The sequence below is a fragment of the Curtobacterium sp. PhB170 genome, assembly GCF_003752345.1.
Taxonomy (GTDB): Bacteria; Actinomycetota; Actinomycetes; order Actinomycetales; family Microbacteriaceae; genus Curtobacterium.
In genome coordinates, this window is sequence record NZ_RJUM01000010.1 from 326,492 (window position 1) to 351,887 (window position 25,396).

The following is a 25,396-nucleotide window of genomic DNA, read 5'->3' on the forward strand; positions in this document are numbered from 1 at the left end:
CACTGCACCTCCCAGTCTACCGCAGAGGCCCCTCTTTCGAGGGCTCATCCGGCCCACAGGCGGGCTTTTTTGGCACCACAGGATGATTTCGTCGGCTCAACCGTAGGTGTCGCGAGGACCGCGCCCCTGGACCGTCCTGGGGCCGCGTTTCCAGGTGGGGACGTCCGGCCCTGAAACCCGGATCGACTCGACCCCGGCTTCCGGGTGCCGCTCGGCGATGGTCGTCGTGACGCTGGCACGCATGAGTCGGAGCTGCGTCGCCCAGGCCGTCGAGTCGCACCGGATGACCAGCGCACCGTCGTCGATGGTGACCGGGGTGGAGTGCTTCGCGAGCTCCTCACCGACGACGCTCGGCCAGTCCACGAACAGCTCCGAGCGGGCCAGGGGTTCGGTCCACCCGAGCTCGTTGGCCAGGGATCCGACCACGTCGCCGAGCCCTCGGGGTTCGCGGCCGCGGCCGTACGGGACGGTGTCGGCGTCGAACTCGCGGGAGCGACGGCGGCGGGCGTCCACCCCGCGCTTCGACGGGTCGCCGAAGACGGCTCGGAGGTGCCGGTACAGCCGCGACGGCTCGGTCGGCTTCCACGGCCGGGGCATCAGGCGTCGGCTTCCGGCGGGGTCGCGTCGGTGTGGTCCATCGCGTCCGTGTCGTCCGTCGCGTCGGTGTCGTCCGTCGCGTCGGTGTCGTCCGTCGCGTCGGTCGTGTCCGTGTTCGACCTGGAGGCCCGGCTGGCGTCCGCCTCGTCGGTCACGATCGTGCCCGCCTCGATCCGCACCGTGTGCGCAGCCAGCTGCGAGGGGACGTCGCCGAACACCGCCGCCGTGATGAGGACCTGCTCGTAGTCGGCCACGGCGTTCCCGAGGCGCTCACGTCGAGACTCGTCGAGTTCGGCGAACACGTCGTCGAGGATGATGATCGGGTCGCCGAGGTTCGACTCGGCCCGCAGGATCGACGCGCTCGCCAGCTGGATCGCGAGCGCGAACGACCAGGACTCTCCGTGACTGGCGTACCCGCGGGCAGGTAACCCGTTGAGCTGGAACAGAACGTCGTCCCGGTGCGGCCCGACGAGGGTCAACCCGCGGTCGAGCTCGTCGCGACGACGCCGCTCGAGGGCAGCCGCGAACGCCTCGGCTGCGGCGGTCACGCTCACCGGCTCGTCGGGGGTACCGAGGACCGGGTCCGTCGCCGCGGCGGCCTCCGGGTCGCCGCCACGGATCGAGAGCACACCGGCGATCGAGGCATCGTGGTCTTCGCCCGCGACGGTGGCGTACGCCTCGGCGACGAACGGTGCGAGCCGGCGGGTCAGGTGGTCGCGCGCGGCGACGATCTCGGCACCGAGTCCGACGAGGCGGTCGTCCCAGACGTCGAGCGTCGACAGGGCGTTGGCCTTGGCGCCGGTGGCACGGGCCGACTTGAGCAGGGTGTTCCGCTGGCGGAGTGTGCGGTCGTAGTCGGCCAGCACCCCTTGCATCCGCGGTGCGATCTGGCCGAGCAGCTCGTCGAGCATGCGTCGCCGACCGGCCGGTTCGCCACGGACCAGCGCGAGGTCCTCGGGAGCGAAGAGGACGGAGGTGCAGTAGCGCGGGAGTTCACGGGGCTTGATCGCCGACCGGTTCACCTGCGCACGGTTCGCTCCGGTGCGGTTGATCTGCACCTCGGCGAGGATGCTGCGGTCCTCGTGCGCCAGGCGGGCCCGGACGATCGCGGCGTCGCAGCCCTGACGGACGAGCGCGGCATCCGTCGGGACCCGGTGCGAACCGAGCGTCGACAGGTACCCGATCGCCTCGACCAGGTTGGTCTTGCCCTGTCCGTTCCGCCCGACGAACAGGTTCGGCCCGCGTGCGAGGTCGACGTCCGCCTCCCGGTAGTTCCGGAAGTCGGTGAGTTGGAGATGGTCGACGTGCACGCGGGCCGAGTCCGGGTTTCCCCGGGTGGTCCTAGGACTTCTTGACGGCGTGACCGCCGAACTGGTTGCGGAGCGCCGCGACGGCCTTCATCGTCGGGGACGCGCTGCCCTGACGCGAGACGAAGCGGGCGAAGATCGACGCCGAGAGCGCCGGCATCGGCACGGCGAGCTCGATGCCCTCTTCCAGCGTCCAACGGCCCTCGCCCGAGTCCTCGACGTAGCCCTCGAGCTCGTCGAGCTTCGGGTCTTCGTTGAGGGCCAGGACCATGAGGTCGAGCAGCCAGGAACGGACGACCGTCCCGCGCTGCCATCCGGCGAACACGGCGGGGACGTCGGTGATCAGGTCCTTGGCCTCGAGGAGTTCGTAGCCCTCGCCGTAGGCCTGCATGATCGCGTACTCGATGCCGTTGTGGACCATCTTGGCGTAGTGCCCCGCGCCGATCGGACCGGCGTGCGAGAAGCCCTCTTCGCGGGGGCCCTCGGGGCGCAGTGCGTCGAAGACCGGCATGGCGAACTCGACGTCCTTGACGTCACCGCCGACCATGAGGCCGTAGCCGTTGTCCTTGCCCCACACGCCGCCGGAGACGCCGGCGTCCATGTAGCGGATGCCGCGCGCACCGAGCTGCTCGGCGTGCGTGGTGTCGTCGAGCCACTTCGAGTTGCCACCGTCGATGACGAGGTCGCCCTCGTTCAGGACGCCAGCGAGCTCGGTGATGACGTCGTCGGTGATCTTGCCGTGCGGCACCATCACCCAGACGAGTCGCTGACCCTCGGGCAGGGCGCCCGCCAGGTCTGCGAGGCTCGCGACGTCGGAGACGGCGGGGTTCGCGTCGTAACCGGTGACCTCGATCCCTGCGTTGCGGAGACGGGCACGCATGTTGTTGCCCATGCGACCAAGGCCGACAAGACCGATGTGCATGATTTCCTCTTCTGTTTCGTCGTCGCGCTGAGGCCGCAGCTGGTGCGTCAGCGCAGTGTTCCTGTTGCGCCTATCGCAGCAGCAGGTTGGGCTGCAGCAGGTACCGGTATCCATCGGTCGCAGCAGCCTCTTGCGAAGTCTGGCCGGTGATCAGCACCGGGCCCGGCTTGTTGGGGTTCTCCGTCTTGGTGAAGGAGATGCGGACGAACTCGGAGTGCACCGCGTTCAGTCCGTCGAGGAGGAAGGCGGGCTTCAGCGAGACCACCGTTTCCTCTCCGGTCAGCAACGCACTGATCGACTCTGACGCCTGCGCTTGTTCGGATCCGATCGCCTCGAGCGTGAGCCCGTCGACCGTGAAGGAGAACCGGAGCGCTGCTTCGCGCTCCAGGACGAGTGAGACCCGTCGGACGGCTTCGACCAGTTCCGCGGTGTTGATCACCGCGTGGTCGTTGACGTTCTCGGGGAAGAGCCGGCGGACCGGCGGGTAGTTGCCCTTGATGAGCAGGGAGGTGACCGTCTTGTCGTCGGCGTGGAACGCGATGAGCTCGCGGTCCGAGTTGCCGCTGATCGAGACGGAGACGGTGGACGCCGACCCGAAGGTGCGACCGACCTCCTGCAGGGTGCGGGCGGGGACGAGGGCGTGCAGCGGGTCCGAGCCGACGCGGCCGGAGTCCCACGCGATGGTGCGGACGGCCACGCGGTACCGGTCCGTGGCGATGAGCGACAGGTCGTTGTCGCCGACCTCGAGCTGGACGCCGGTGATGACCGGGGTGACGTCGTCGCGGCTCGCGGCGACGGCGACCTGCGACACGGCCTCGGAGAAGGCATCGCCGGGGATGACACCGGTCTGCGGACCGATCTCGGGCAGCGTCGGGTACTCCTCGACCGGCATGGACAGCAGCGTGAAGTGCGCCGATCCGCAGGAGACCGAGATCTTGGAGTCCTCGGTCGTGAAGGTCACGGGGGCGTTCGGCAGTCGGCTCGCGATGTCGTTCAGCAGGCGACCGCTGACCAGGACCGTGCCCGGGTCGTCGATCTGCGCCGAGATGGACGTCTGCGCCGAGACCTCGTAGTCGAATGACGAGAGCGTCAGACGATCGCCGTCGGCGTGGATCAGGACGCCCGACAAGATCGGGAGGGTCGTGCGCTGTGGGAGGAGTTTCACCGCGAAGGAGACGGCTTCGGAGAAGACGTCCCGGTTGACCTCGAACTTCACAGCTGGAACCCCTGTCGATCGGCTTGGACTGTCCGGCCGCCCCATTCTGGCACAGGCGGACGTGGGCCGGATTTCTTGTCATCCCGCCGTCCACAAGGTTGTCCCGCGGAGATGGATCGTTAACCAGGAGTAATGGTGTTAACGCCTGTGCACACTGTGGATAACCCTGTGCATGCCGCTCGGCCGTAGGGAACTACACGGTTGTGACTTGTGGGCGATCTGTGGGCGACGTCGGGATGAATGAATCTCATCTATCCACTTCCATCCCCAGTTTCCACAGGAGGCCCCCTCGCTGTGAACAACCGGGCGGCGTGTCCTCCATAGTTATCCACAGGCTATCCACACTGTGAGAACTCCGGCCCATGGAACCGTCTCAGATGGTGGATGCGCCTGGAGACGTACCGATCTCAGCGGTAGCGGCGGTCCTGCTTGATGCGGCTCGTGAGCTCGGTGACCTGGTTGTAGATCGACCGTCGCTCCTTCATGAGCTCGGTGATCTTCTTGTTCGCGTACATGACCGTGGTGTGGTCGCGGTTGCCGAACAGCTGCCCGATCTTCGGGAGCGACAGGCTCGTGAGCTCGCGGCACAGGTACATCGCGATCTGTCGCGCGGTGGCGATCGCCTGCGAACGGGACGAGCCGTACAGGTCGTCGACGGAGAGCTTGAAGTACTCCGCGGTGTGGTTGATGATGTCCGTCGGCGCGACGACGTTGTCCTCGTCGAGGGTGATCAGGTCCTTGAGGACGGTCTGCACCAGGGCCATGTCGACGGCCGTCCGGTTCAGGCTCGCGAACGCCGTGACGCGGATGAGCGTCCCCTCCAGCTCGCGGATGTTGCTCGACACCTTCGACGCCATGAACTCGAGGATGTCGTCCGGCACCTGCAGGTGGTCGGACTGCGCCTTCTTGCGGAGGATCGCGATGCGTGTCTCGAGCTCGGGCGCCTGCACGTCGGTGATCAGACCCCACTCGAAGCGGGAGCGCATGCGGTCCTCGAAGCCGGTCAGGTGCTTCGGTGCGACGTCGGACGTGATGACGACCTGCTTGTTGTGGTCGTGCAGCGTGTTGAACGTGTGGAAGAAGGCCTCCTGCGTGGAGTCCTTCCCCTGCAGGAACTGGATGTCGTCGATCAGCAGGATGTCGATGTCGCGGTAGCGCTGCTGGAACTGGTTCGAGCGGTTGTTCGCGATCGAGTTGATGAAGTCGTTGGTGAACTCCTCGCTCGACACGTACCGGACGCGGATCCCCGGGTAGAGGCTCTCGGCGTAGTGCCCGATGGCGTGGAGCAGGTGGGTCTTGCCCAGCCCGGAGTCGCCGTAGATGAAGAGTGGGTTGTAGGCCTTCGCCGGAGCCTCGGCCACAGCGACCGCTGCGGCGTGGGCGAAGCGGTTCGACGAGCCGATGACGAAGTTGTCGAAGTTGTACTTCGGGTTCAGCCGCGACTCGGGCCGGCCGCTCGTGCCCGGGGAGTCGATCTGGCTCGGCACGAAGGGGGCCTCGATGTACTGGCGGGGTGCAGCGCTCTGCTCCACCGCTTCCTGCACGGGCTCGGCGTACTCTGGCACGTTCGGGTCGACGCGCGGCTCGGACGCCATGTCCGGGTTCACCGTGATGGCGAAGTTCGCGACGGAGTCGTCACCGATGCGGGCGACGGCCTCGGTGATCGGGATGCGGATCCGCTGCTCGAGCATGCCGCGGGTCAGGTCGTTGGGGACCTCGAGGTACAGGGTGCCGGCGAGGACGCCCTTCGGTTCGACCAGGTTGAGGAACCCGTGGAGCTGCGGCGTGATGCGGGGGTCTTCGCTGAGGATTCCGAGTACGGATGACCAGAGGTCCTCGACGGGGTCGGCCGGCATCGTCATGTCGCGCTCGTCTCCAGGTGTGTGTCGTGCGTTCGGTGCCGGACCGGGGTGCGTCCTGCTGGGTCGGACGTGCCGGAGTGCCGCGGGGTGTGGCACTCAGCGGACCGTGTCGTGCGCCGGCGGTTCGTCGGGGTCTCGGGGGCTTCGTCGACGCCTCGTACCGCGCGTGTTCCCACAGGGTTGTCCACAGTGTTGTCCACGACCGCCCGGATCCGTCGGACAGGAGTACTTCCCTGTCGTACCGGGGCGCGGGGCCGATCGATGACCCCACTGTAAAGGACCGGGCCGGGTGGCACCGAACGGAAGTTGTCCCCAATGTGGAGAATGGACCGCAGCGGTGTCCTCGACGCCTCCGGCACCGAGGCCGGCCCGATCGGCGTTTGACCTGCTCGCTGCTGTCACGTACCGTTAACCAGTTGACTGCGGCCGATTGGTCGCGCCCATCTGCGTCGTTCGACACCGAGCGATGACACATACATACGTGACGGCTCGCCGCGAGCAGCCGTGTGGAGAGATCATGAGCAAGCGCACCTTCCAGCCGAACAACCGTCGCCGCGCCAAGAAGCACGGCTTCCGCCTCCGCATGCGGACGCGTGCCGGCCGCGCCATCCTGTCGGCGCGTCGCGCCAAGGGCCGCACCGAGCTCTCGGCCTGATCAGGCTCACCGCCTGATCCGGTCCTCGGTCTGACCCCGGCATCGCAGTGTTGGCCAGCGCCAACCGCATCGTCCGCGGGGACGACTACCGGAACGTCGTGCGTCGTGGTCGCAAGAGCGCCACGGCGCACGTCGTCGTGTCTGTGGTCCGTCGCTCGACGGACCCCACCGGACCGTCGCGGTTCGGCTTCATCGTCGCCAAGACGGTGGGCAACGCCGTGACCCGGAACCTGATCAGGCGGCGGCTCAAGGCGATCGCGCACGGCATCCTCGACGACTCCCCCGTGGGGTACGACGTGGTGGTGCGCGCACTGCCAGCCGCATCGCAGGCCGGATGGCCTACCCTGCTCGAAGACGTCGTGCGCTCCTTCGCGCGCGGGGTGGAGAAGGCAGCATGAACCGCACCTTGTGGACCCGGCTGGCCTGGGTCGCCGCGTTGCTCCCACGCAACGCGTGCGTCGTCGTGCTCCGCGCCTACCGTGCAGTGATCTCCCCGTTGTACGGCAACGTCTGCCGGTACCACCCGTCGTGCTCCCGGTACGCCCTCGAAGCGATCCAGCAGTACGGCGTCGTCCGCGGATCCGCGATGGGCGCCTGGCGAATCGCTCGCTGCAACCCCTGGGCTGCAGGCGGGATCGACGACGTCACGGAACGTCGTCGCCCGTTCGTCGTCAACCGGTTCGGGTTCGTCCTCGCGCCGATCCCGCAGCAGCCGCACCCCGCGGTCGGAACGGCCCGGCCGGTCCTGCTCCCCCAGCGCACTCGAAAGGCGTAGCCGTCCCCATGGAAATCATCGGTACGATCCTCTGGCCGCTCAAATGGGTGGTCTCCGCCATCCTCGTCGGCTTCCACTGGGTCTTCGAGAGCATCGGCATGGACCCGGGCGCGGGTATCACCTGGGTCCTCTCCATCATCTTCCTGACCTTCGTGGTCCGCGCCGCGCTGATCCCGATCTTCGTGCGGCAGATCAAGTCGCAGCGCCGCATGCTCGAGGTCGCGCCGCAGCTGAAGAAGATCCAGGACAAGTACAAGGGCAAGAAGGACCAGTTCTCGCGTGAGGCCATGAGCCGCGAGACCATGGCGCTCTACAAGGAGACGGGCACCAACCCGCTGAGCTCCTGCCTGCCGCTGCTGCTGCAGATGCCGATCTTCTTCTCGCTGTACTCGGTGCTGCACGAAGCGCAGATCAACAAGACCGGCGTCGGCCTGCTCACGAACGACCTCGCGGCGTCGTTCGGCAACGCGGCCTTGTTCGGTGCGCCCCTGCACGAGACGTTCACCAACGCCTCCGGGTGGGAAGTGCGTGCGATCGCCGGCTTCATGATCGTCGTCATGACGGCCTCGCAGTTCATCACACAGCTGCAGCTCGTCGCCAAGAACATGTCGCCGGAGACCAAGGCGTCGCCGATGTACCGCCAGCAGAAGATGATGCTGTACATCCTCCCGCTGGTCTTCGTGATCTCGGGTCTGAGCTTCCCCCTCGGCGTCATGTTCTACTGGCTGGCCTCCAACGTCTGGACGATGGCGCAGCAGTACTTCGTCATCCGCAGCATGCCGACGCCCGGTTCCGAGGCGGCCCTGGCACGAGAGGCACGCCTGGCCAAGAAGGCCCAGCGTCGCGGGATCGCGAACCCGGTGCTCGCCGAGGCCGGTGCCGGTGCTGGTGCTGCCGAGATCGAGGCCGTGCGCGTCACCACCCAGCGTTCGCAGCCGGTCGGCAAGCAGCGCTCGAAGAAGAACGGGAAGAAGTAAGTGACCGAGCAGGACACCGCCGCAGCCGTCGACACCACCGAGGTCCCGGACGAGGACGCCCGTGACGAGGCCGACATCGCTGCGGACTACATCGAGGAACTCCTCGACATCTGCGACCTCGATGGAGACATCGAGATCGAGGAGCGCGCCGGTCGCGTCTACCTGTCGGTCACCGACGACGGCGAGGCGCTCCGCGTCCTCTCGAAGCCGGACACCGTCACGGCCCTGCAGGAACTCACCCGCATCGCCGTCCAGGCGGAGACGGGCGAGTTCAGCCGGCTCATCCTCGACGTGGGCGGCTCCCGTGACGCTCGTGCCGACGAGCTGCAGCGACTGGTCGACACCGCCGTCGAGCGCATCGAGGGTGGATCGTCGTCCGCAGCACTCCCCCCGATGTCGTCGTACGAGCGCAAGCTGGTCCACGACCTCGTCGCTGAGAAGGGCTTCCACTCGGAGTCCGAGGGTGAGGGTCGGGACCGCCACACGGTCGTCACCCGATGACGGACGAGTCGGTGTCCGCGGACACCGCTCCCGCACCTTCGGACGCTGCTCCGGTGCTCGAGGCTGAGCCTGCAGCTGCGTCCGCGCTCTTCGGCGATCAGATCGAAACGGCTCGGTCGTTCACGAACGAGCTGGCTCGCCGGGGCGAGGAGCTGGGCCTGATCGGCCCGCTCGAGTTGCCTCGACTCTGGACGCGACACATCCTCAACTCTGCATTGCTGGCGCCCCTCCTGGAGGCCCGTGGCCGGGTTGCCGACGTCGGCTCGGGTGCAGGATTGCCCGGTCTCGTGCTCGCGATCGCCCGTCCGGACGTGCACTTCACGCTCATCGAGCCGATGGAGCGTCGAGTGGACTGGCTCACCAGCGAGGCGAGCCGGCTCGGCCTGTCGAACGTGACAGTGGTCCGTGGCCGCGCCGAGGACGTCTCCGACGACATCGTGGTTGACCAGGTAACGGCGCGAGCAGTCAGTGCGCTGTCGAAGCTCATCCCGATGACGGTTCCGCTTGTCCGCTCGGGCGGGCAGCTCATCCTGATGAAGGGTGCGCGAGTCGACGAGGAGATCGAGAAGGCACGCAAGGTGATCCTGCGCCAGCACCTCTCGGACGTCGAGGTCCTCGAGCTCGGGGACGGTGTGGTCGCAGAGACCACGCGCGTCTTCCGGGCTACAGTTGATTGACCCTGCGGCTCGGATCGGGACAACTGATCCCATGCTGCTCCACGTTTCACGTGAAACATCGAACCGGGGAAGAGGCACTCGTTGAGCTCATCGACCGATTACGACGCGTCGACTCCGCTTGCTCGCGAGATCGCCGACCTGAACCGCCGGCGCCGTGCGATCGCGACGCAGCAGTTCCCGTTGCCCCCGAAGACGCGGATCATCACCGTGTCGAACCAAAAGGGTGGCGTCGGAAAGACCACGACGACCGTCAACTTGGCCGCCGGGCTCGCCCACGGTGGCGCACGGGTGCTCGTGATCGACCTCGACCCACAGGGCAACGCGTCAACGGCCCTGGGCGTCGACCACCAGGCTGAAGTCGCGAGCATCTACGACGTCATCGTCGACGAGGCCGCGATGGCCGACACTGTGCAGCGGTCCCCCGAGTCGGACACCCTCTGGTGTGTCCCGGCGACGATCCACCTCGCGGGTGCTGAGATCGAGCTCGTCTCCTTGGTCGCTCGAGAGCAGCGGCTGCGCACGGCGCTCGATCTGTACCTCCAGTCGCTGGACGAGCCGTACCACTACGTGTTCATCGACTGCCCGCCGTCCCTTGGCCTGCTCACGATCAACGCTTTCGTGGCGGCGCAGGAAGTCCTGATCCCCATCCAGTGCGAGTACTACGCGCTCGAGGGACTCAGCCAGCTGTTGCGCAACATCGAGCTCATCGAGCGGCACCTCAACCCGAACCTCCGGGTCTCGACGATCCTGCTCACCATGTACGACGGTCGGACCAACCTGGCGAACCAGGTGGCGAACGACGTGCGCGAGCACTTCGGTGACCAGGTCTTGAAGGCGATGATCCCCCGATCCGTACGGGTGAGTGAAGCGCCGAGTTACGGACAGAGCGTCGTCGCGTACGACGTGAACTCCACCGGGTCGCTCTCCTACTTGGAAGCGGCCGCCGAGATCGCAGCACGAGGAGCGTAAGACTGATGGCACCCAAGCGAACCGGACTCGGACGCGGCATCGGCGCGCTCATCCCGACGGCGACGGACCAGCAGGACCGCCCGGTCGACGTGTTCTTCCCGACCGGTGGGTCGCCGGCGTCCGCACCCACCGCGGACGAACTCGTCGCGGTTCCGGGAGCCCGACTCGCGAACCTCAACCCGCTGGACGTGATCCCGAACGGGCAGCAGCCGCGTAAGGAGTTCCGCGAAGAGGAGTTGCAGGAGCTCGTCCACTCCATCCGTGAGATCGGCGTGCTGCAGCCCATCGTCGTCCGCCCGATCCCCGGGGCTGCGGGGACGGAGCCGCAGTACGAGCTGATCATGGGTGAGCGTCGCCTCCGGGCGACCAAGGAGCTCGGGCTCACGACGATTCCGGCGATCGTCAAAGAGACGCCGGACGACGCGATGCTCCGGGACGCCCTGCTCGAGAACCTGCACCGGGCGCAGCTCAACCCGCTCGAAGAAGCTTCGGCGTACCAGCAACTCCTGGCGGACTTCGGGATCACTCAGGAACAGCTCGGTCAGCGCATCGGCCGCTCGCGTCCGCAGATCACCAACACGATCCGTCTGCTGCGGCTCCCCTCCCCCGTGCAGCGCCGGGTCGCTGCCGGTGTGCTGTCAGCCGGCCACGCTCGCGCGATCCTTGCTGCCCCGGACGCCGAAGCCATGGAGTACCTCGCCGAGAAGATCGTCAACGAGGACCTGTCGGTGCGCGCTGCCGAAGCGATCGCGCAGCAGTTGGCGACGAAGACTCCGCCGAAGACGGCCCCGCAGCCCTCGAAGAACCAAGCACACTTCAACGACCTTGCCGAGCGCATCGGCGACCGGCTGAACACCCGGGTCAAGATCGCTGTGGGCGCGCGGAAGAGCTCCGTGACCATCGACTTCGCGAACGGCGACGACCTCAATCGCATCCTGTCCGAGCTCGGGATCAGCGACATCTCGTCCTGACGGCTCGCCGACGGTGCTGTGCGGCCCGTAGCGGGCTTCGCAGGCCCGGTACGGGTGTCGGGGTCAGCGAGAGAGAATTCGGCCCGGTACGGGGCGCAGAGCCGTTCAGCTGGTTGACGTTCACGAGCAGCGAACGGGAAGTCCGAACGTTTCACGTGGAACACTGCCAAGCTCGCATCATGAGATCCCGCAATCCCGAGCCGCTCTGGCGTGACGTCGTCGGACAAGAGCTCCGCGCTCGTCGCCGTGGCCGCGGGGACACCCTGCACGACGTCGCTCGTCGTGCAGGGGTGTCGCCGCAGTACTTGTCGGAGATGGAACGGGGGCGGAAGGAGCCTTCGAGCGAGATGCTGGCAGCCGTGGCGGGCGCACTCGAGAGCTCGTTACTGGACCTGACCGCAGCGGCAGCAGAACAGCTTCGCGAGCGGGCGCGTTCGACAGGTACTGGTGGCGAACAAGTGCGGAGCGCGTTCGTTCTCGCAGCGTGACGCTTCGCCAGTCAGCGCCGACGGTCAGCGTCGAGTGATCACGTGGTCCACGAGCCCGTACTGCTGGGCCTGACGGGCCGTGAAGACGCGATCGTGATCCGTGTCGGCTCGGAGTCGGTCGACACTTTGGCCGCTGTGCTCGGTGAGCAGGTGCTCGATCTCGGCTCGGATCCGAACGACCTCGTCGGCCTGCAGGATGAGCTCGGGAATTGCCCCCTGCCCCTGAGCCGCGGGTTGGTGGAGCACGACCCGAGCATGCGGCAGGGCCGACCGCTTTCCTTCGGCGCCCGCGGCGAGCAGGACGGCTCCGACACCGATTGCCTGCCCAACGCAGGTGGTCGCGACGGCGGGGCGGACGAACCGCATCGTGTCGTAGACGGCGAGCATGGCACTCGGATCGCCGCCGTCGCAGTTGACGTAGAGCTGCACGTCAGAGTCCGGGTTGTCCGACTCGAGGAAGAGAAGTTGCGCGATGAGGGCATTGGCGACGCCAGCATCGATCGCGGTACCGATGTAGATGATCCGCTCGGTGAGCAGGTGCGAGTAGACGTCCAGGACCCGGTCGCCGCGAGCGTCCCGCGCGATGACGTTCGGGATCGTGTAGGCGCTCATCGGTCTCCCTCCCCTGCCGCAGGTCCGCCGAAGCCGGTCACCGTGGAGCGGAGCTGCTGGGGCCGGATCACCGAGAAGTCGTCGACGATCACGTCGACGAACCCGTAGTCGAGGGCCTCCTGCGCGGAGTACCAGTGGTCGTGCAACGAGTCCTCGAAGATTCGGTCGACCGTCTGCCCGGTGTCCGCTGCGATGAGTCCGAGCACGGTGTCGCGGGTGTTGCGGAGGTGGTCTGCCTGCAGCGCCACGTCCACCGCACTCCCCCCGATCCCTGCGGATCCCTGGTGCATCAGGATCCGGCTGTGTGGCAGTGCTCGCCGTTTGCCAGGAGTACCCGAGGACAGCAGGAACTGCCCCGCACTGCAGGCGATCCCGAATGCGAGCGTGCTGACGTCGTTGGGGATCACCCGCATGAGGTCCCGGAGTGCGAGCATCGCCGGGACCGAGCCTCCGGGCGAATGGATCCAGAGCGCGATGTCGTTCCAGGGGTCCGCCGTCGCGAGCTGTACCAGCTGCGTCATGAGGACGGTGCCGTTGTCATCGTCGAGAGGGCCGTCGAGTACGAGCACGCGTTGGTCGAGAAGGGCACGCCGGTACTCGGTCGTGAAGGCTGCGGGGGATGGTGAATCGGTCATGCGTCCACCGTGCGCCGGCAGATGACCAGGCGCATCGGATGCTGCTCAGAGCAGATCAGCTCTCAGCAGCGAACCGCGGGTACCGACGTTCCACGTGGAACATCGACGCTTGCGAACGCCCGTGTTCCACGTGGAACACGGAACGTGGGAGCGTGCGGATCAGGCGTGGTGGTCGCGGATCGCCTGTTCGGCGAGCTCTGCGTACGTCCACCCGAGATCGAAACCGGACGCGGAGAGTGCCTGCGGCAGCAGCGACGTCTCGGTCAGGCCCGGGAGTACGTTGGCCTCGAGGAACCAGGGCGTACCAGCGCCGTCGACGATGAGGTCCACGCGGGACAGGTGGCGGAGGCCGAGGGCCGCGTGTGCCGCGACGGCGGCGTCGGCTGCAGCGGTCGCGAACTCGTCGGACAGTCGAGCGGGGGTGTAGAACGTCGTCTCTCCCGCGTTGTACCGCGCCTCGAAGCCGTAGATGCCGTTCCGTGGGACGATCTCCACCGCGGAGAGTGCCACCGGTCCGTCGCCCGTGTCGATGATGCCGACCGCGACCTCGGTGCCGCGGATGAGCTGCTCGACCACGACGTCGTCGCAGTACGTGTAGGCCGTGACCATGGCTCGTGGCAGGTCATTGACGTCGTCGACGAGGGTCACTCCCTGCGCACTCCCGCCGCGTGCCGGCTTCACGGCGAGCGGGACCGGGTGCTCCCCCGCGATGGCCTTGAGCACCCCGACGGCGCCGAGTTCACGGAACACGTCGTGGGACAGCGTGACGGATCGAGGGGTGCGGACGCCTGCCCGCGCGACCAGCGCTGACGCCGTGGGCTTGTCCCATGCCAACCGGGCCGACGTGGAACGCGAGCCGACGAACGGGATGTCCACCGCCTCCAGGATGCCCCGCAGGGCCCCGTCTTCACCGGAGGCGCCGTGCAGAGCCGGCCACACGACATCCGGGCGGGACTCGGCGAGAGCCGGCAGCAGCAGCGCGTCGGCGTCGCGGAGGTCGACCTGCCAGCCGTACCCGGTCAGCGAATCGGCGACCCGTCGCCCGGAGCGCAGGGAGACGTCACGCTCGTGCGAGATCCCTCCGGCGACGACGACGACGTGACGACGGGTGAGCTCAGCCATGGGGGTCCTCCGGGGTGGAACGACGGTGCTGATGGGCCACGCACCGAGGAAAAGCGCTGATCAGGAGATGTTCGGCGGCGGAGCGCTGACCGAGGACGTCTCGCGGACGACGCTGTTCGGCCGAGTCGTCGGGCCGAACGTCTCGATCAGCTCGAGTTCGTCGTTGACGACGTTGGCGAGCCGCTTCACGCCGACGCGGATCTGCTCGGGGGTCGGGTAGCAGAACGACAGACGGATGTGCCCGCCGCCGCGACCGTCGGCGTAGAAGGCGGTCCCCGGCGTGTAGGCGACGAGCTCCTTCACAGCGCGCGGCAGCATGCCCTTCGAGTCGAGTGACTCGGGGAGCGTCAGCCAGACGAAGAAGCCACCGTTGGGCTTCGTCCAGGACAGGTCCGGTAGGAACTCCCCCAGGGCGGACAGCATGGCGTCACGGCGCTCTGCGTAGATGCCTCGGAAGGTGTCGACCTGACCCTTCCAGTCCGCGGCGTCCAGGTAGGCGTTCACGACGTACTGACCGAAGGAGTTCGGGGCGAGGACGGCGGACTCGTTGGCGAGCACGAGCTTCTCGCGGATGGCGTGCGGTGCGAGCGCCCAACCGACGCGGAAGCCGGGTGCGAGGGTCTTCGAGAAGGACCCCAGGTACACGACGCCCTCTTCGTCGATGGAACGGATCGCCTGCGGGGCCGGCTCGTCGAACCAGAGGAGTCCGTAGGGGTTGTCCTCGAGCACCAGGATGTTGTTCGACCGGCAGATGTCGAGCACCTCGATGCGGCGCTCACGGCTCATGGTGACGCCGGCCGGGTTGTGGAAGTTCGGGATCGTGTAGAGGAACTTGATCCGCTTGCCCTGCGTGCGGAGGTTCGCAATCGCTTCCCGCAGTGCCTCGGGCACCAGACCGAGCTCGTCGGTCGTCACGTGGACGGTCTCGGCCTGGTACGACCGGAACACACCGATCGCACCGACGTAGGATGGGGACTCGGCGAGGACGACGTCGCCCGGATCGATGAACAGCCGCGTGACGAGGTCGAGTGCGTGCTGCGAGCCCGTCGTCACGACGACGTCCTCGGCACTGGCACGGATGCCCTCGAGGCTCATGACGTCCACGATGTGCTCGCGGAGGGACCGCAGACCCTGTCCGCCGCCGTACTGCAGTGCCATGGCCGCGTGCTCGTTCATCACGCGGTCCAGGGAGCCCGTGACGAGCTCCCTCGGCAGCGCGGAGACGAACGGCATGCCGCCGGCCAGCGAGACCACCTCGGGGCGCGAGGCGACGGCGAACAGGGCTCGGACCTCGGAGGCGCTCAGCCCGGCGGTGCGCTGGGCGTAGGAGTCGTACCAGGGGTCGAGGCTGTTGCCGTTCGTCATACCGTGCTCCGATCAGTGAGACATTCCCGCCACACTACGACATCGACCCCGGAAACCCGGGCTCCGCGGCGGGGGCCGATCCGCAACGGGTGGCATGCGAACGCCCCGCCGACGCATGCTGAGCAGGACGAGGACGGGGCGTTCGGTGGTGCTGAGGCGACCTACGCGAGGAACTCGGCGAGGTCGGCCTCGAGCGCGGGCTTCGGCTTGGCGCCGATGACGGTCTTGACGACCTCGCCGCCCTTGAAGACCTTCATCGCCGGGATCGAGGTGATCTGGTAGTTCATGGCCGACTGGGGGTTGTCGTCCACGTTGAGCTTCACGATCTCGATCTTGCCGGCGTGCTCTTCGGCGATCTGGTCGAGGATCGGCGAGACGGCGCGACACGGGCCGCACCACTCGGCCCAGAAGTCGACCAGGATCGTCTTGTCGGACTTGAGGACCTCGTCCGAGAAGGTGGCGTCGGTGACAGCCTTTGCGTTGGACATGGGTGTCCTTTCGTGAGAAGTCGGTACTGGGTGTGGAACCGCGGACGGGCCCCCGGCATTCCGGGGGCCGTACGGGTCAGGCGGAGATGGTGACCGGCTCGACCGGGGTCTCGCCCGCAGCAGCGTCGGTCAGCGTGTCCTCGAGGTCGGCGAGGTACTTCTCGGCGTCGAGCGCGGCGACCGCACCGGAACCGGCGGCCGTGATGGCCTGGCGGTAGGTGTGGTCGAGCACGTCGCCGGCGACGAAGACCCCGGGGACGCCGACGGCCTTGGACGTGCGGCCCTCGACGGCGATGGTGCCCTCGGGAGCGAGCTCGAGCTGACCGTGCACGAGGTGCACGCGGGGGTCGTTGCCGATCGCGATGAACAGGCCGTCGAGGGCGAGTTCGCTCTCGGTGCCGTCCACGGTGTCCTTGAGGGTCACGCCGGTCACAGCGGAGTCACCCTGGATGCCGATGACCTCCTTGTTCCACGCGAACTCGATCTTCGGGTCGTTGTGGGCGCGGTCCTGCATGATCTTCGACGCGCGGAGGGTGTCCTTGCGGTGGATCACGGTGACCTTGTCGGCGAAGCGGGTGAGGAACGTCGCTTCTTCCATCGCGGAGTCGCCACCGCCGACCACGGCGATGTTCTTCTGGCGGAAGAAGAAGCCGTCGCAGGTCGCACACCACGAGACACCGTGGCCCGAGAGGCGCTCTTCGTCGGCGATACCGAGGTGCCGGTACGCCGAACCGGTCGCGTAGATGACCGCGAGGGCTTCGTAGGTCTCGCCGGAGCCGACGGTGACCTTCTTCACGTCGCCGGTGAGGTCGACGGAGACGGCGTCGTCGTACAGAACCTCAGCGCCGAACTTCTCGGCCTGTTCCTGCATCTTGATCATGAGGTCGGGACCCTGGATCCCCTCGGGGAAGCCCGGGAAGTTCTCGACCTCGGTCGTCTTGGTGAGTTCCCCGCCCGTCTCGACGCTGGACGCGACGATGAGCGGCTTGAGCTCTGCGCGCGCGGCGTAGATGCCGGCGGTGAACCCGGCCGGACCGGAACCGATGATGATGAGCTGGCGCATGCCTGATTGCCCTTCCGTTGCGTGCTGACCGGGTCAACACATGGTACCGGCGCGGCATTCCGCGACGTCCGGGAACCGTGCGGTCAGCGACCGAGCTTGCTCTTCACCATGCCGACGGCGTTCTTGATCTCGCCGTTCTTGGCGACGACGAGCGCCCCGAAGTACACGAGGACCATCACGGCGCCGGTCAGGACGATGGTGATGAGTGCCCCGGTGCGGTCCGACATCGCGAACCCGGCTGCGGAGAATGCTCCGAGGAAGTTCGCGACCACCAGACCGACCACGCCGGCGATCAGCGCCGCGATGATGAACTGCACGTGCGAGCGGGTCACGACGGGACCCTCCATGCCACCCAGGCGCTTGCGGACGAGCACCAGCGCCACGATGGTCTGCGCGGTGCCGGCCAACGTGGTGCATGCGGCGATCGCGACCCCGATCGTCTCGTTGGGGAGTGTGGTCACCGCCAGCGCGCCGATGACGAACAACACGGACTGGACACACTGCATCAAGAACGGCGTGCGGTGGTCGTGCATGGCCCAGAACACGCGTTGGATGATGAACAGGATGCTGAAGAGCACGAGGCCCGGCATGTAGGCGAAGAGCACGGCGCCGATCGACAGCGCGCCGTCGAACGTGTCCGAGAACATCCGTCCGAACGGCACGGCGACGACCATCAGTGCGACGGACGCGAAGACCGTGAAGAGCCCGACGATGCGGAGCGAGAGCGACAGGTTCTTCTGGACCGCGCCGAGGTCGCCGCGCTCCGCGTCGTGGCTCATGCGCGTGAAGTAGGCGGTGGCGATCGAGACCGTGATGATCGAGTGCGGCAGCATGAACAGCAGCCAGGCGTTCTGCAGAACGGCGTTGCCGGCGGCACCCGAGCCGAGCGACGCGACGCGCGACTGCACGATGCCGGCGAGCTGGGTGACGAGGATCATCGCGAACAGCCATCCGGCCGCGGTGCCCGTTGCCTTCAGACCGACGCCCCGCCAGCCGAAGTCGGGACGGAAGCTCAGGCCGGCTCGGCGCCAGAAGAACGGCAGGAAGGCTGCCTGGGCGAGGACGCCGAGCGAGGCGCTGCCCGCGAGCACCGCGATCTTCGTGGCGTCCCAGTCGTCGACGCCCGAGTTCGCGGCGCTGCCGCCGAACATCGCGATGAAGACGACGAGACCGGCGAGCGAGATGACGTTGTTGAGCAGGGGCGCCCAGGTGAACGGTCCGAAGACCTGCTTCGCGTTCAGGACCTCGCCGAGCAAGGAGTACATCGCGTAGAAGAGGATCTGCGGCAGGCACCAGAAGGCGAAGAGGACGGCGAGGTCGTACGCCTCGGGCGAGAGGCCCTTGCCGCCCGAGGTGGATTGGGAGCTGTACAGGCGCACCAGCAGCGGAGCAGCGAGGGTGGCGACGATGGTGATGACGATGAACACCGAGCCACCGAGTGTCACGATCTTGTTGACGTAGGACTGGCCGCCGTCGGTCCCGTTCTTCATGGCGCGGACGATCTGCGGGATGAGCACCGCCGACAGCAGGCCGCCCGCGATGAGGGCGTAGATGTTGTTCGGCAGCTGGTTCGAGATCGCGAAGGCGTCTCCGGCGGGGCTCTTGTACTGCCCGATCGCGTAGGCCAGCACGAACGTCTTCGCGAATCCGAGGATGCGCGACAGCATCGTCCCCGCCGCGAGCATCGCACTCGCACGCCCCAGGCTGCGCTCGGCGACCGGTTCCGCGTCGACGTCGGGCTGGGGCGGGGTGGCGCTGATGGTCGGCTCCTCGGGCTCGCGGGCGTCCGCGACAGGGCTGGTACGGGCGTCGGACGGGAGGCCCGGTTCGGCCCCGGCACGGGCGATCGCGTCCTGCAGGTGGTCGCCTCCAGGAGCCGCGACAGCGGCCGTGCCGGAGCCGGCCACGGCGAACGCGGTGGGTGCCTCGGCGGGGTGATCCGGGCCTCCCGGTCCGACGACCGATCCCGCGGGCGCAGCGGACGCGCCGGGCGCACCCGGCTGCACGGCGAGCGGGCGGTTGGGGTCGTCGTCGTCCTCGTCGTCGAGTTCGCCGTTGCGACGACGGATGCGCTTCCGGATGCTGCGGAAGATGCCGAAGCCGAAGATGCCGAACAGGGCGATGGCCGCAGCGGCGGTGATGACCGTCTCCCACTGCGCCTGGACGTTGAGCTCGACGGTGGCCGGCTGGGCGACCGCGACGCCGGTCGGGCTCGAGAGCGACATGGTCAGCTCGACCTTGCCGTTCGCGACGGACTGCACGGGGACGGTTGCACGGGTCGACGAGTCCGGCTGGATCTCGACGACGATGTCGTTGCGGACCACCCGGAGGGCGGAGTTCGAAGGACTGACGGACAGGTGCACGGTCACCGGGTAGGGGGAGCTGTTCCGGATCGACACCGGTAGCGACGACCGGTCACCGAGCAGGGTCAGGCTGCTCGAGTCGACGATCCCGACCTCGCCGGTCTGCTTCGCCCAGTTCGCGGTGCGCGCGTCGACGGCCGTGGTGAGCCCCTCGTCGTCCCCCCGCCATGCGTTCGACGCCAGCGCGAGCAGCTGCAGGCGCGCCGGCGCGGTCAGGTCGGTGGGGGTGTCGAGGATCGTGGCGAACGCGGAGAGCCCCTGTTCGCCCTGCACCAGGCGCTTGAGCTGCTCGACGCGGTCGGCACCACTGGACGCGTTGTCGAGCGTGAGCGAGCCGGCGACGGCGTTCGATGCGGTCGACAGGTCGGCCGGGGCGACCCATGCGGTGCTCTCGAGGGCGTCGAGGGTCTGGCTGAGGCGGCTGGAGTCCGAGGGCCAGTCGCGACCCAGCGTGAGCATGATCGGGCCGGTCGCGGTGCCGCCGCGTGCGGACGTCGCGAGGGTCGCGGTGAGCTCGGACATCGCCGTCGACCAGCTCTGCCGATCGGGGGCGTTCGCGGCGTCCCGCAGCAGGGACGACATCGACTGGTCGGACACGAGGACGTGGTCGTCGCCGACCTTCTCGGACGCCGGGACCGTGGCGTTCGCGCCGGCCGAGGTGTTGCCGCTCGAGACGATCGTGGTCTTCGTGCCGGCTCGCTCGAGCGCCTCGAGGTCCGACGACGACACGGTGCCCTCGGTCGGCCAGGCGATGGAGTCCATCGAGTAGGGGAAGTCCAGCAGCTGCGCGGTCGTGGGCAGCGTCTCCGTGGTCTCGCCCGAGCCGGAGCCGGAGCCGGTGGTGGCGTCGTCGGTCGGGGACGCGGTGCTGCTCGGGGTCGTCGTCTGGTCGGGGGTGGCGGTCGGAGTCGGTGCGGGGGTCTCTGCGCCGGGGAAGTTCTCGGACTTCACGGACTGGTCGAGCGAGATCGGAGCGAGGATGCCGTCCGATCCGGCCTGGCGCAGCCCGGTGACGTCGGCGTCGGCGTAGGACAACGCGAAGGTCTCGTTCCGCAGCGACTCGAGGCGCTGGAGCCACGCGGTCGCGGAGGACGGGGCGTTCTCGCCGAGGATCCGGATCGAGGCGATGATCCGCGGGTCGACGGCGACGGCGACGTTGTGGTCCTCGGCCGCGTCGAGCTGCTGCGTCAGGGTGCCGTCGACCGAGGTGGCGGAGGCCAGGACGGCGGCGCTCAGCACGCCGTCGGTGGACTTCGGGACCGTCACCGGCATCGCCACCGACACGCTGACCGGCACCTGTTCGAAGTCCGGGTACCAGGTGATCGCGGAGCGGGCGACGGCGAAGGTGTCGCCGGCCGTGTACTCCGCCGCGATGCGCCGCGCACCGAACGAGGAGTACCCGCCGAGCGCCACGTTGCCCGAGACGATGTCGACCGCGTCGATGGTGACCGAACGGTGCGCCGGGACCTCCGGAATGTCAACAGAGTCCATCGGGGCGCCGAGGTAACCGGTCGTGGTGGTGTCGGCAAGCCAGTCGGCCAGGACGTCCCGCGTGCTCACGGAGCGGAAGATGTCGAACTCCGCTGAGCCTGCGGGCAGGGCGGTGTCGGTGTCGTTCGTGACGGTCACCGAGAGGGTGAGGTCCTGGTCGCGCTGCACGATCCCACGGTTCGCGGGGGCGACCGAGATCGTGGCCTTGCCCGCGTCGGCAGCAGCCGGATCGGCGAGGCGGGTCTTGGCCGAAGAGACCGTCGCAGCATCGGCGTGCGGCGCGCTGACGGGCGCGACGACCAGGCCGAGCGCGACGAGGGTCGACGCGGCTGCGGCGAGCGTGGTGCGGAGGATGTGCATACGGAAGCGGGCCACGGGGTCGGTTCGGGCCGAGCACGAGTGTATGAGGCGCGACCATGAACAGGTCCCGTGCGCGCGGGGTTGTGGAGAACTCGGGGCCTCGATCTGGGAGGATGAGCACCGTCATGCAGTCCGTTGCCCAGGCCGTCGAACGACTCGACGCACTCGCCACCACCGAGCCCGTCGACCTCCTCGCTCGGGCCTTCGCCGACGCCGGACACGAGCTGGCCCTGGTCGGCGGACCCGTGCGCGACGCCTTCCTCGGTCGTCCCGTCACCGACCTCGACTTCACGACGAGTGCCCGTCCGGACGACATCCTGCGCATCGTCGAACCGATCGCGAGCGCCACGTGGGACGTCGGTCGCCAGTTCGGCACCATCGCCGCACGGGTCGGCGGCGAGCAGGTCGAGATCACCACCTACCGCAGTGACGTGTACGACGGCGAGACCCGCAAGCCCGAGGTCGCGTTCGGCGACACCATCGAGGACGACCTGCTCCGCCGCGACTTCACCGTCAACGCGATGGCGCTCCGGCTGCCGGCCCGTGAGCTCGTCGACGTGCACGGCGGCGTCGAGGACCTGCTGGCCGCCCGCCTCCGCACCCCGCAGGCCGCCGTGGTGTCGTTCCGCGACGACCCGCTCCGGATGATGCGGGCAGCGCGGTTCACGTCGCAGCTCGGGTTCACCGTCGACGACGACGTCCGTGCTGCCATGCAGGACCTCGTCGACTCCATCGACATCGTGTCCGCCGAGCGGGTGCGCGACGAACTCGTCAAGCTGCTGAACACGGGCGACCCCGTGCCGGGCATCCGGCTGCTCGTGGACACCGGGCTGGCGCAGCGGTTCCTGCCCGAGCTGCCCGAGATGCAGCTCGAGATCGACGAGCACCACCACCACAAGGACGTCTACGAGCACTCCCTGACCGTGCTCGAACAGGCGATCGGCTACGAGGCCGAGCGGCACGCGGGCGACCCCCCGGACACCGTGCTGCGGCTCGCGGCGCTGCTGCACGACATCGGCAAGCCCGCCACCCGGAAGCTCGAGCCGGGCGGCGCCGTCAGCTTCCACCACCACGACCTGGTCGGGTCGAAGCTCGCGAAGAAGCGGCTCCGTGCCCTGCGCTTCGACAACGACACGATCGCCGCGGTGTCCCGCCTGATCGAGCTGCACCTGCGGTTCTTCGGGTACACCGACGGTGCCTGGACCGACTCGGCCGTCCGGCGCTACGTCCGCGACGCCGGCCCGCAGCTCGAACGGCTGCACGAGCTGACCCGCTCGGACGTCACCACGCGGAACCGCCGCAAGGCCGACCGCCTGGCGTTCGCGTACGACGACCTCGAGGAGCGGATCCGCGTCCTGGCCGAGCAAGAGGAACTGGACTCGATCCGGCCCGACCTGACCGGCGACGACATCATGCGGATCCTCGACATCCCGCCGGGGCGTGCCGTGGGCGAGGCCTACCGCTTCCTGCTCGAGGCGCGGATGGACGACGGACCCCTCGGCGCCGACGCAGCCGAGGCGCGCCTGCGCGACTGGTGGGCCGCGCGGGACGCGACCAGCTCCTGACGCGACACCGACGCCCGAGACGCGACCGCCTGACGGACGCGACGGTTCTGCACAGACCGGTGGCGCGCCTCCAGGCCGTCGGGTAGTCTGTGCAGGTTGCCCGGCGCGTGTCTGCGCGCTGTGGCACATGCATCAACCCTCCTGCCCCGGGAACTGCCCGGGGCCGCTGAGACCAGAGGAGGTGGGTTCCGCATGCACCAGTACGAACTGATGGCGATCCTCGACCCCGAGATCGATGAGCGCACCGTCGCTCCCAGCCTGGACAAGTTCCTCGCTGTCATCCGCAACGACGGTGGCACCGTCGACAACGTGGACGTCTGGGGCCGTCGCCGGCTCGCTTACGAGATCGCCAAGAAGTCCGAGGGCATCTACGCCGTCGTCGACTTCACGTCCTCGCCCGAGGCCGCCAAGGAGCTCGACCGTCAGCTCGGTCTCTCCGAGGCCGTGCTCCGCACGAAGGTCCTCCGCGCCGAAGAGGGCATCGCGCAGGTCGCCGCCCAGAAGCAGCGCGACGAGGCACGCGCAGCCCGCAAGGCTGCCAACGCCTCCGCAACCGCGACCGCGAGCGCCGAGTAACCCGTGGCCGGCGAAACCGTCATCACGGTGGTGGGCAACCTCACCGCGGACCCCGAGCTGCGGTACACGCAGAACGGGCTCGCAGTGGCGAACTTCACCATCGCCTCCACGCCTCGCACGTTCGACCGTCAGGCGAACGAGTGGAAGGACGGCGACGCGCTGTTCCTCCGCGCGAGTGTGTGGCGGGAGTTCGCCGAGCACGTGGCGGGGTCGCTGACGAAGGGCTCGCGCGTCATCGCGCAGGGTCGTCTGCGTCAGCGTTCCTACCAGGACCGCGAGGGTCAGCAGCGCACGAGCATCGAGCTCGAGGTCGACGAGATCGGCCCGTCGCTCCGGTACGCGACCGCACAGATCACCCGCGCAGCGGGTGGCGGCGGCGGTCGTGGCCAGGTCGGCGGCGGCAACGGTGGCGGTCAGCAGGGCGGCGGCAACGGCGGCTGGAACAACAACGGTGGCGGCAACGCCTCCGCTGGTGGCCAGTCCGACGAGCCGTGGTCCCCGCAGGGTGGCCAGCAGGGCGGCGGCAACGCACAGTCGAACGACGTGTGGAGCACCCCCGGCGGCAACTTCGACGACGAGACCCCGTTCTGATCCTCTCGGTTCCGACGGACACACAACTTTTCTTCTAAGGACAAATCACTATGGCTGGAAAGAGCACCGGCGACCGCCGGAAGCCTCGCGGCAAGGGCGGCAAGAACGCCGCTCCCGCGAAGTCGATCAAGGTCGGCGTCATCGACTACAAGGACGTTGCGACCCTTCGCAAGTTCATCTCGGAGCGTGGAAAGATCCGCGCCCGTCGCATCACCGGCGTCTCCGTCCAGGAGCAGCGCCTCATCGCCCGTGCCGTGAAGAACGCCCGTGAGATGGCGCTCCTCCCCTACGCCGGCTCCGGCCGCTGATCGGAGGTCGACACATGTCGAAGCTCATCCTCACCCACGAGGTCTCCGGCCTCGGTTCCGCTGGTGACGTCGTCGACGTCAAGAACGGCTACGCCCGCAACTACCTCATCCCCCAGGGCTTCGCTGTCGCGTGGTCCAAGGGCGGCGAGAAGCAGGTCGAGTCGATCCGTGCCGCGCGCACCGCGCGTGAGCTCGCCACCATCGAAGAGGCACAGGACCTCAAGATGAAGCTCGAGAACGCGACCATCTCCCTGGCGGTCAAGGCCGGCAAGGACGGTCGTCTGTTCGGCTCCGTCCGTCCGGGCGACGTCGCTGACGCCGTCCAGGCGCAGGGCGTCGGCTCGCTCGACAAGCGCAAGGTCGAGGTCCCCGCGACCATCAAGACCGTCGGTGACCACGAGGCCACCGTGCGTCTGCGCGAGGACATCACTGCCGTGATCTCGCTCAAGGTCGTCGCTGCCAAGTAGCACTGACGTTCCGCTCCACGACGGGCGGGTCTCCTTCGGGAGGCCCGCCCGTCGTTGCGTTGGCGGGGGCTCCGCGTGGTGCGGGGCGCGGGGCGTGCGGGTTCACTTGGTGAGCAGAAAAGGTCGGGTCTCGATCCCCCACTCGACATCTTCTGCTCACCATCAACGCACGGTCGTCCAGAACGGCCGGGAGGCCCGGCTCGGCTTGCACGGGCGGGCTCGGCTTGGCTGGCTGGTTACCTCTCAGGCACGGTCCGGCTTGCTGGGAACGGCCCGAGAACACTTCCCACAGGAGGGGTGCTTGTCAAGTCGTTTTACACAGCAGAAACGTGTCAAATCGGAACCTTCAAGGCGTACTTGAACCCCACTTTTCCACACACCGTGTGAGCACGAAAACCCCCGGTCAAGTGGTCGAAAGTGTGTTCCCATGGCTCTGTTTCCACAGGTCCATCCACAGTTCTCCACACAGCATC

26 protein-coding genes are annotated in these 25,396 nt (G+C 68.0%); 14 read left to right on the forward strand and 12 right to left on the reverse strand.

Going from position 1 to position 25,396, the window contains the following annotated elements:
- Positions 1–96: 96 nt before the first annotated feature.
- The 5 genes from EDF40_RS09370 to dnaA all read right to left on the reverse strand — a co-directional run bounded on the left by EDF40_RS09370 (position 97) and on the right by dnaA (position 5,904).
- On the reverse strand, positions 97–597 hold the full coding sequence (locus EDF40_RS09370; protein ID WP_111083686.1) for a DUF721 domain-containing protein: 501 nt from the start codon (positions 595–597) through the stop codon (positions 97–99).
- Positions 597–1,907: a DNA replication/repair protein RecF gene (gene recF, locus EDF40_RS09375; protein ID WP_123339323.1), complete on the reverse strand. Its 1,311-nt coding sequence runs from the start codon at positions 1,905–1,907 to the stop codon at positions 597–599. The genes EDF40_RS09370 and recF overlap by 1 nt, the downstream gene beginning before the upstream one ends.
- Positions 1,908–1,938: 31 nt before the next feature.
- The gene (gene gnd / locus EDF40_RS09380; RefSeq protein WP_123292939.1) at positions 1,939–2,826 is read right to left on the reverse strand and encodes a phosphogluconate dehydrogenase (NAD(+)-dependent, decarboxylating); all 888 of its coding nucleotides are present in this window, start codon (positions 2,824–2,826) and stop codon (positions 1,939–1,941) included.
- Between the two features lie 70 nt (positions 2,827–2,896).
- A complete protein-coding gene (dnaN, locus tag EDF40_RS09385; RefSeq protein ID WP_111083683.1) occupies positions 2,897–4,042 on the reverse strand; it encodes a DNA polymerase III subunit beta in 1,146 nt (381 codons plus the stop codon).
- 407 nt (positions 4,043–4,449) lie between these two features.
- Entirely contained in the window at positions 4,450–5,904 is a 1,455-nt protein-coding gene (gene dnaA / locus EDF40_RS09390; RefSeq protein ID WP_111083682.1) for a chromosomal replication initiator protein DnaA, read from the reverse strand.
- A 517-nt stretch (positions 5,905–6,421) separates the two neighbouring features.
- Here dnaA and rpmH point away from each other — a divergent pair.
- The 9 genes from rpmH (at position 6,422) to EDF40_RS09435 (ending at position 11,917) form a co-directional block, all read left to right on the forward strand.
- On the forward strand, positions 6,422–6,559 hold the full coding sequence (gene rpmH / locus EDF40_RS09395; protein WP_022889115.1) for a 50S ribosomal protein L34: 138 nt from the start codon (positions 6,422–6,424) through the stop codon (positions 6,557–6,559).
- 47 nt (positions 6,560–6,606) lie between these two features.
- Positions 6,607–6,957: a ribonuclease P protein component gene (rnpA, locus tag EDF40_RS09400; RefSeq protein ID WP_123339324.1), complete on the forward strand. Its 351-nt coding sequence runs from the start codon at positions 6,607–6,609 to the stop codon at positions 6,955–6,957.
- Positions 6,954–7,334, forward strand: coding sequence for a membrane protein insertion efficiency factor YidD (gene yidD, locus EDF40_RS09405; protein WP_165901008.1), 381 nt, complete (start codon positions 6,954–6,956; stop codon positions 7,332–7,334). Before rnpA ends, yidD begins: the two co-directional genes overlap by 4 nt.
- Before the next feature lie 8 nt (positions 7,335–7,342).
- A complete protein-coding gene (yidC, locus tag EDF40_RS09410) occupies positions 7,343–8,311 on the forward strand; it encodes a membrane protein insertase YidC (protein ID WP_123339325.1) in 969 nt (322 codons plus the stop codon).
- Positions 8,312–8,812, forward strand: a complete 501-nt coding sequence (locus EDF40_RS09415) for a R3H domain-containing nucleic acid-binding protein (protein WP_123339326.1) — start codon at positions 8,312–8,314, stop codon at positions 8,810–8,812. It abuts the gene before it with no gap.
- A complete protein-coding gene (rsmG, locus tag EDF40_RS09420) occupies positions 8,809–9,489 on the forward strand; it encodes a 16S rRNA (guanine(527)-N(7))-methyltransferase RsmG (protein ID WP_123339327.1) in 681 nt (226 codons plus the stop codon). Before EDF40_RS09415 ends, rsmG begins: the two co-directional genes overlap by 4 nt.
- 81 nt (positions 9,490–9,570) lie before the next feature.
- Positions 9,571–10,458, forward strand: a complete 888-nt coding sequence (locus EDF40_RS09425; RefSeq protein WP_131845076.1) for a ParA family protein — start codon at positions 9,571–9,573, stop codon at positions 10,456–10,458.
- Between the two features lie 5 nt (positions 10,459–10,463).
- A complete protein-coding gene (locus EDF40_RS09430) occupies positions 10,464–11,429 on the forward strand; it encodes a ParB/RepB/Spo0J family partition protein (protein WP_123339328.1) in 966 nt (321 codons plus the stop codon).
- Positions 11,430–11,608: 179 nt separating this feature from the next.
- A complete protein-coding gene (locus EDF40_RS09435) occupies positions 11,609–11,917 on the forward strand; it encodes a helix-turn-helix domain-containing protein (RefSeq protein WP_123339541.1) in 309 nt (102 codons plus the stop codon).
- A gap of 24 nt (positions 11,918–11,941) precedes the next feature.
- On the opposite strand, the gene EDF40_RS09440 is transcribed toward EDF40_RS09435, so the two are convergent.
- From EDF40_RS09440 to EDF40_RS19390, 7 genes are all read right to left on the reverse strand, one after another.
- A complete protein-coding gene (locus EDF40_RS09440; protein WP_123339329.1) occupies positions 11,942–12,529 on the reverse strand; it encodes a ClpP family protease in 588 nt (195 codons plus the stop codon).
- On the reverse strand, positions 12,526–13,164 hold the full coding sequence (locus EDF40_RS09445) for a ClpP family protease (protein ID WP_123339330.1): 639 nt from the start codon (positions 13,162–13,164) through the stop codon (positions 12,526–12,528). The genes EDF40_RS09440 and EDF40_RS09445 overlap by 4 nt, the downstream gene beginning before the upstream one ends.
- A gap of 159 nt (positions 13,165–13,323) precedes the next feature.
- Complete coding sequence (locus EDF40_RS09450) at positions 13,324–14,286, reverse strand: D-alanine--D-alanine ligase (protein WP_123339331.1); 963 nt, start codon at positions 14,284–14,286, stop codon at positions 13,324–13,326.
- A 60-nt stretch (positions 14,287–14,346) separates the two neighbouring features.
- Positions 14,347–15,651 (reverse strand): PLP-dependent aminotransferase family protein, encoded by a 1,305-nt coding sequence (locus tag EDF40_RS09455; protein ID WP_123339332.1) that lies wholly within the window; start codon positions 15,649–15,651, stop codon positions 14,347–14,349.
- Between the two features lie 161 nt (positions 15,652–15,812).
- Positions 15,813–16,139: a thioredoxin gene (gene trxA / locus EDF40_RS09460; RefSeq protein WP_017887828.1), complete on the reverse strand. Its 327-nt coding sequence runs from the start codon at positions 16,137–16,139 to the stop codon at positions 15,813–15,815.
- A gap of 76 nt (positions 16,140–16,215) precedes the next feature.
- Positions 16,216–17,202, reverse strand: a complete 987-nt coding sequence (trxB, locus tag EDF40_RS09465) for a thioredoxin-disulfide reductase (RefSeq protein ID WP_111083668.1) — start codon at positions 17,200–17,202, stop codon at positions 16,216–16,218.
- A gap of 83 nt (positions 17,203–17,285) precedes the next feature.
- On the reverse strand, positions 17,286–21,431 hold the full coding sequence (locus tag EDF40_RS19390) for a DUF6049 family protein (protein ID WP_221180462.1): 4,146 nt from the start codon (positions 21,429–21,431) through the stop codon (positions 17,286–17,288).
- Between the two features lie 110 nt (positions 21,432–21,541).
- On the opposite strand from EDF40_RS19390, the gene EDF40_RS09475 reads away from it, so the two are divergent.
- From EDF40_RS09475 to rplI, 5 genes are all read left to right on the forward strand, one after another.
- Positions 21,542–22,981, forward strand: a complete 1,440-nt coding sequence (locus EDF40_RS09475) for a CCA tRNA nucleotidyltransferase (RefSeq protein ID WP_123339543.1) — start codon at positions 21,542–21,544, stop codon at positions 22,979–22,981.
- A gap of 192 nt (positions 22,982–23,173) precedes the next feature.
- Positions 23,174–23,557: a 30S ribosomal protein S6 gene (rpsF, locus tag EDF40_RS09480; protein ID WP_111083667.1), complete on the forward strand. Its 384-nt coding sequence runs from the start codon at positions 23,174–23,176 to the stop codon at positions 23,555–23,557.
- 3 nt (positions 23,558–23,560) lie between these two features.
- Entirely contained in the window at positions 23,561–24,148 is a 588-nt protein-coding gene (locus EDF40_RS09485) for a single-stranded DNA-binding protein (RefSeq protein WP_123311310.1), read from the forward strand.
- Between the two features lie 50 nt (positions 24,149–24,198).
- Complete coding sequence (gene rpsR, locus EDF40_RS09490; protein WP_017887834.1) at positions 24,199–24,456, forward strand: 30S ribosomal protein S18; 258 nt, start codon at positions 24,199–24,201, stop codon at positions 24,454–24,456.
- Positions 24,457–24,470: 14 nt separating this feature from the next.
- Complete coding sequence (rplI, locus tag EDF40_RS09495) at positions 24,471–24,923, forward strand: 50S ribosomal protein L9 (RefSeq protein ID WP_111083665.1); 453 nt, start codon at positions 24,471–24,473, stop codon at positions 24,921–24,923.
- The last annotated feature ends 473 nt before the right edge of the window (positions 24,924–25,396 follow it).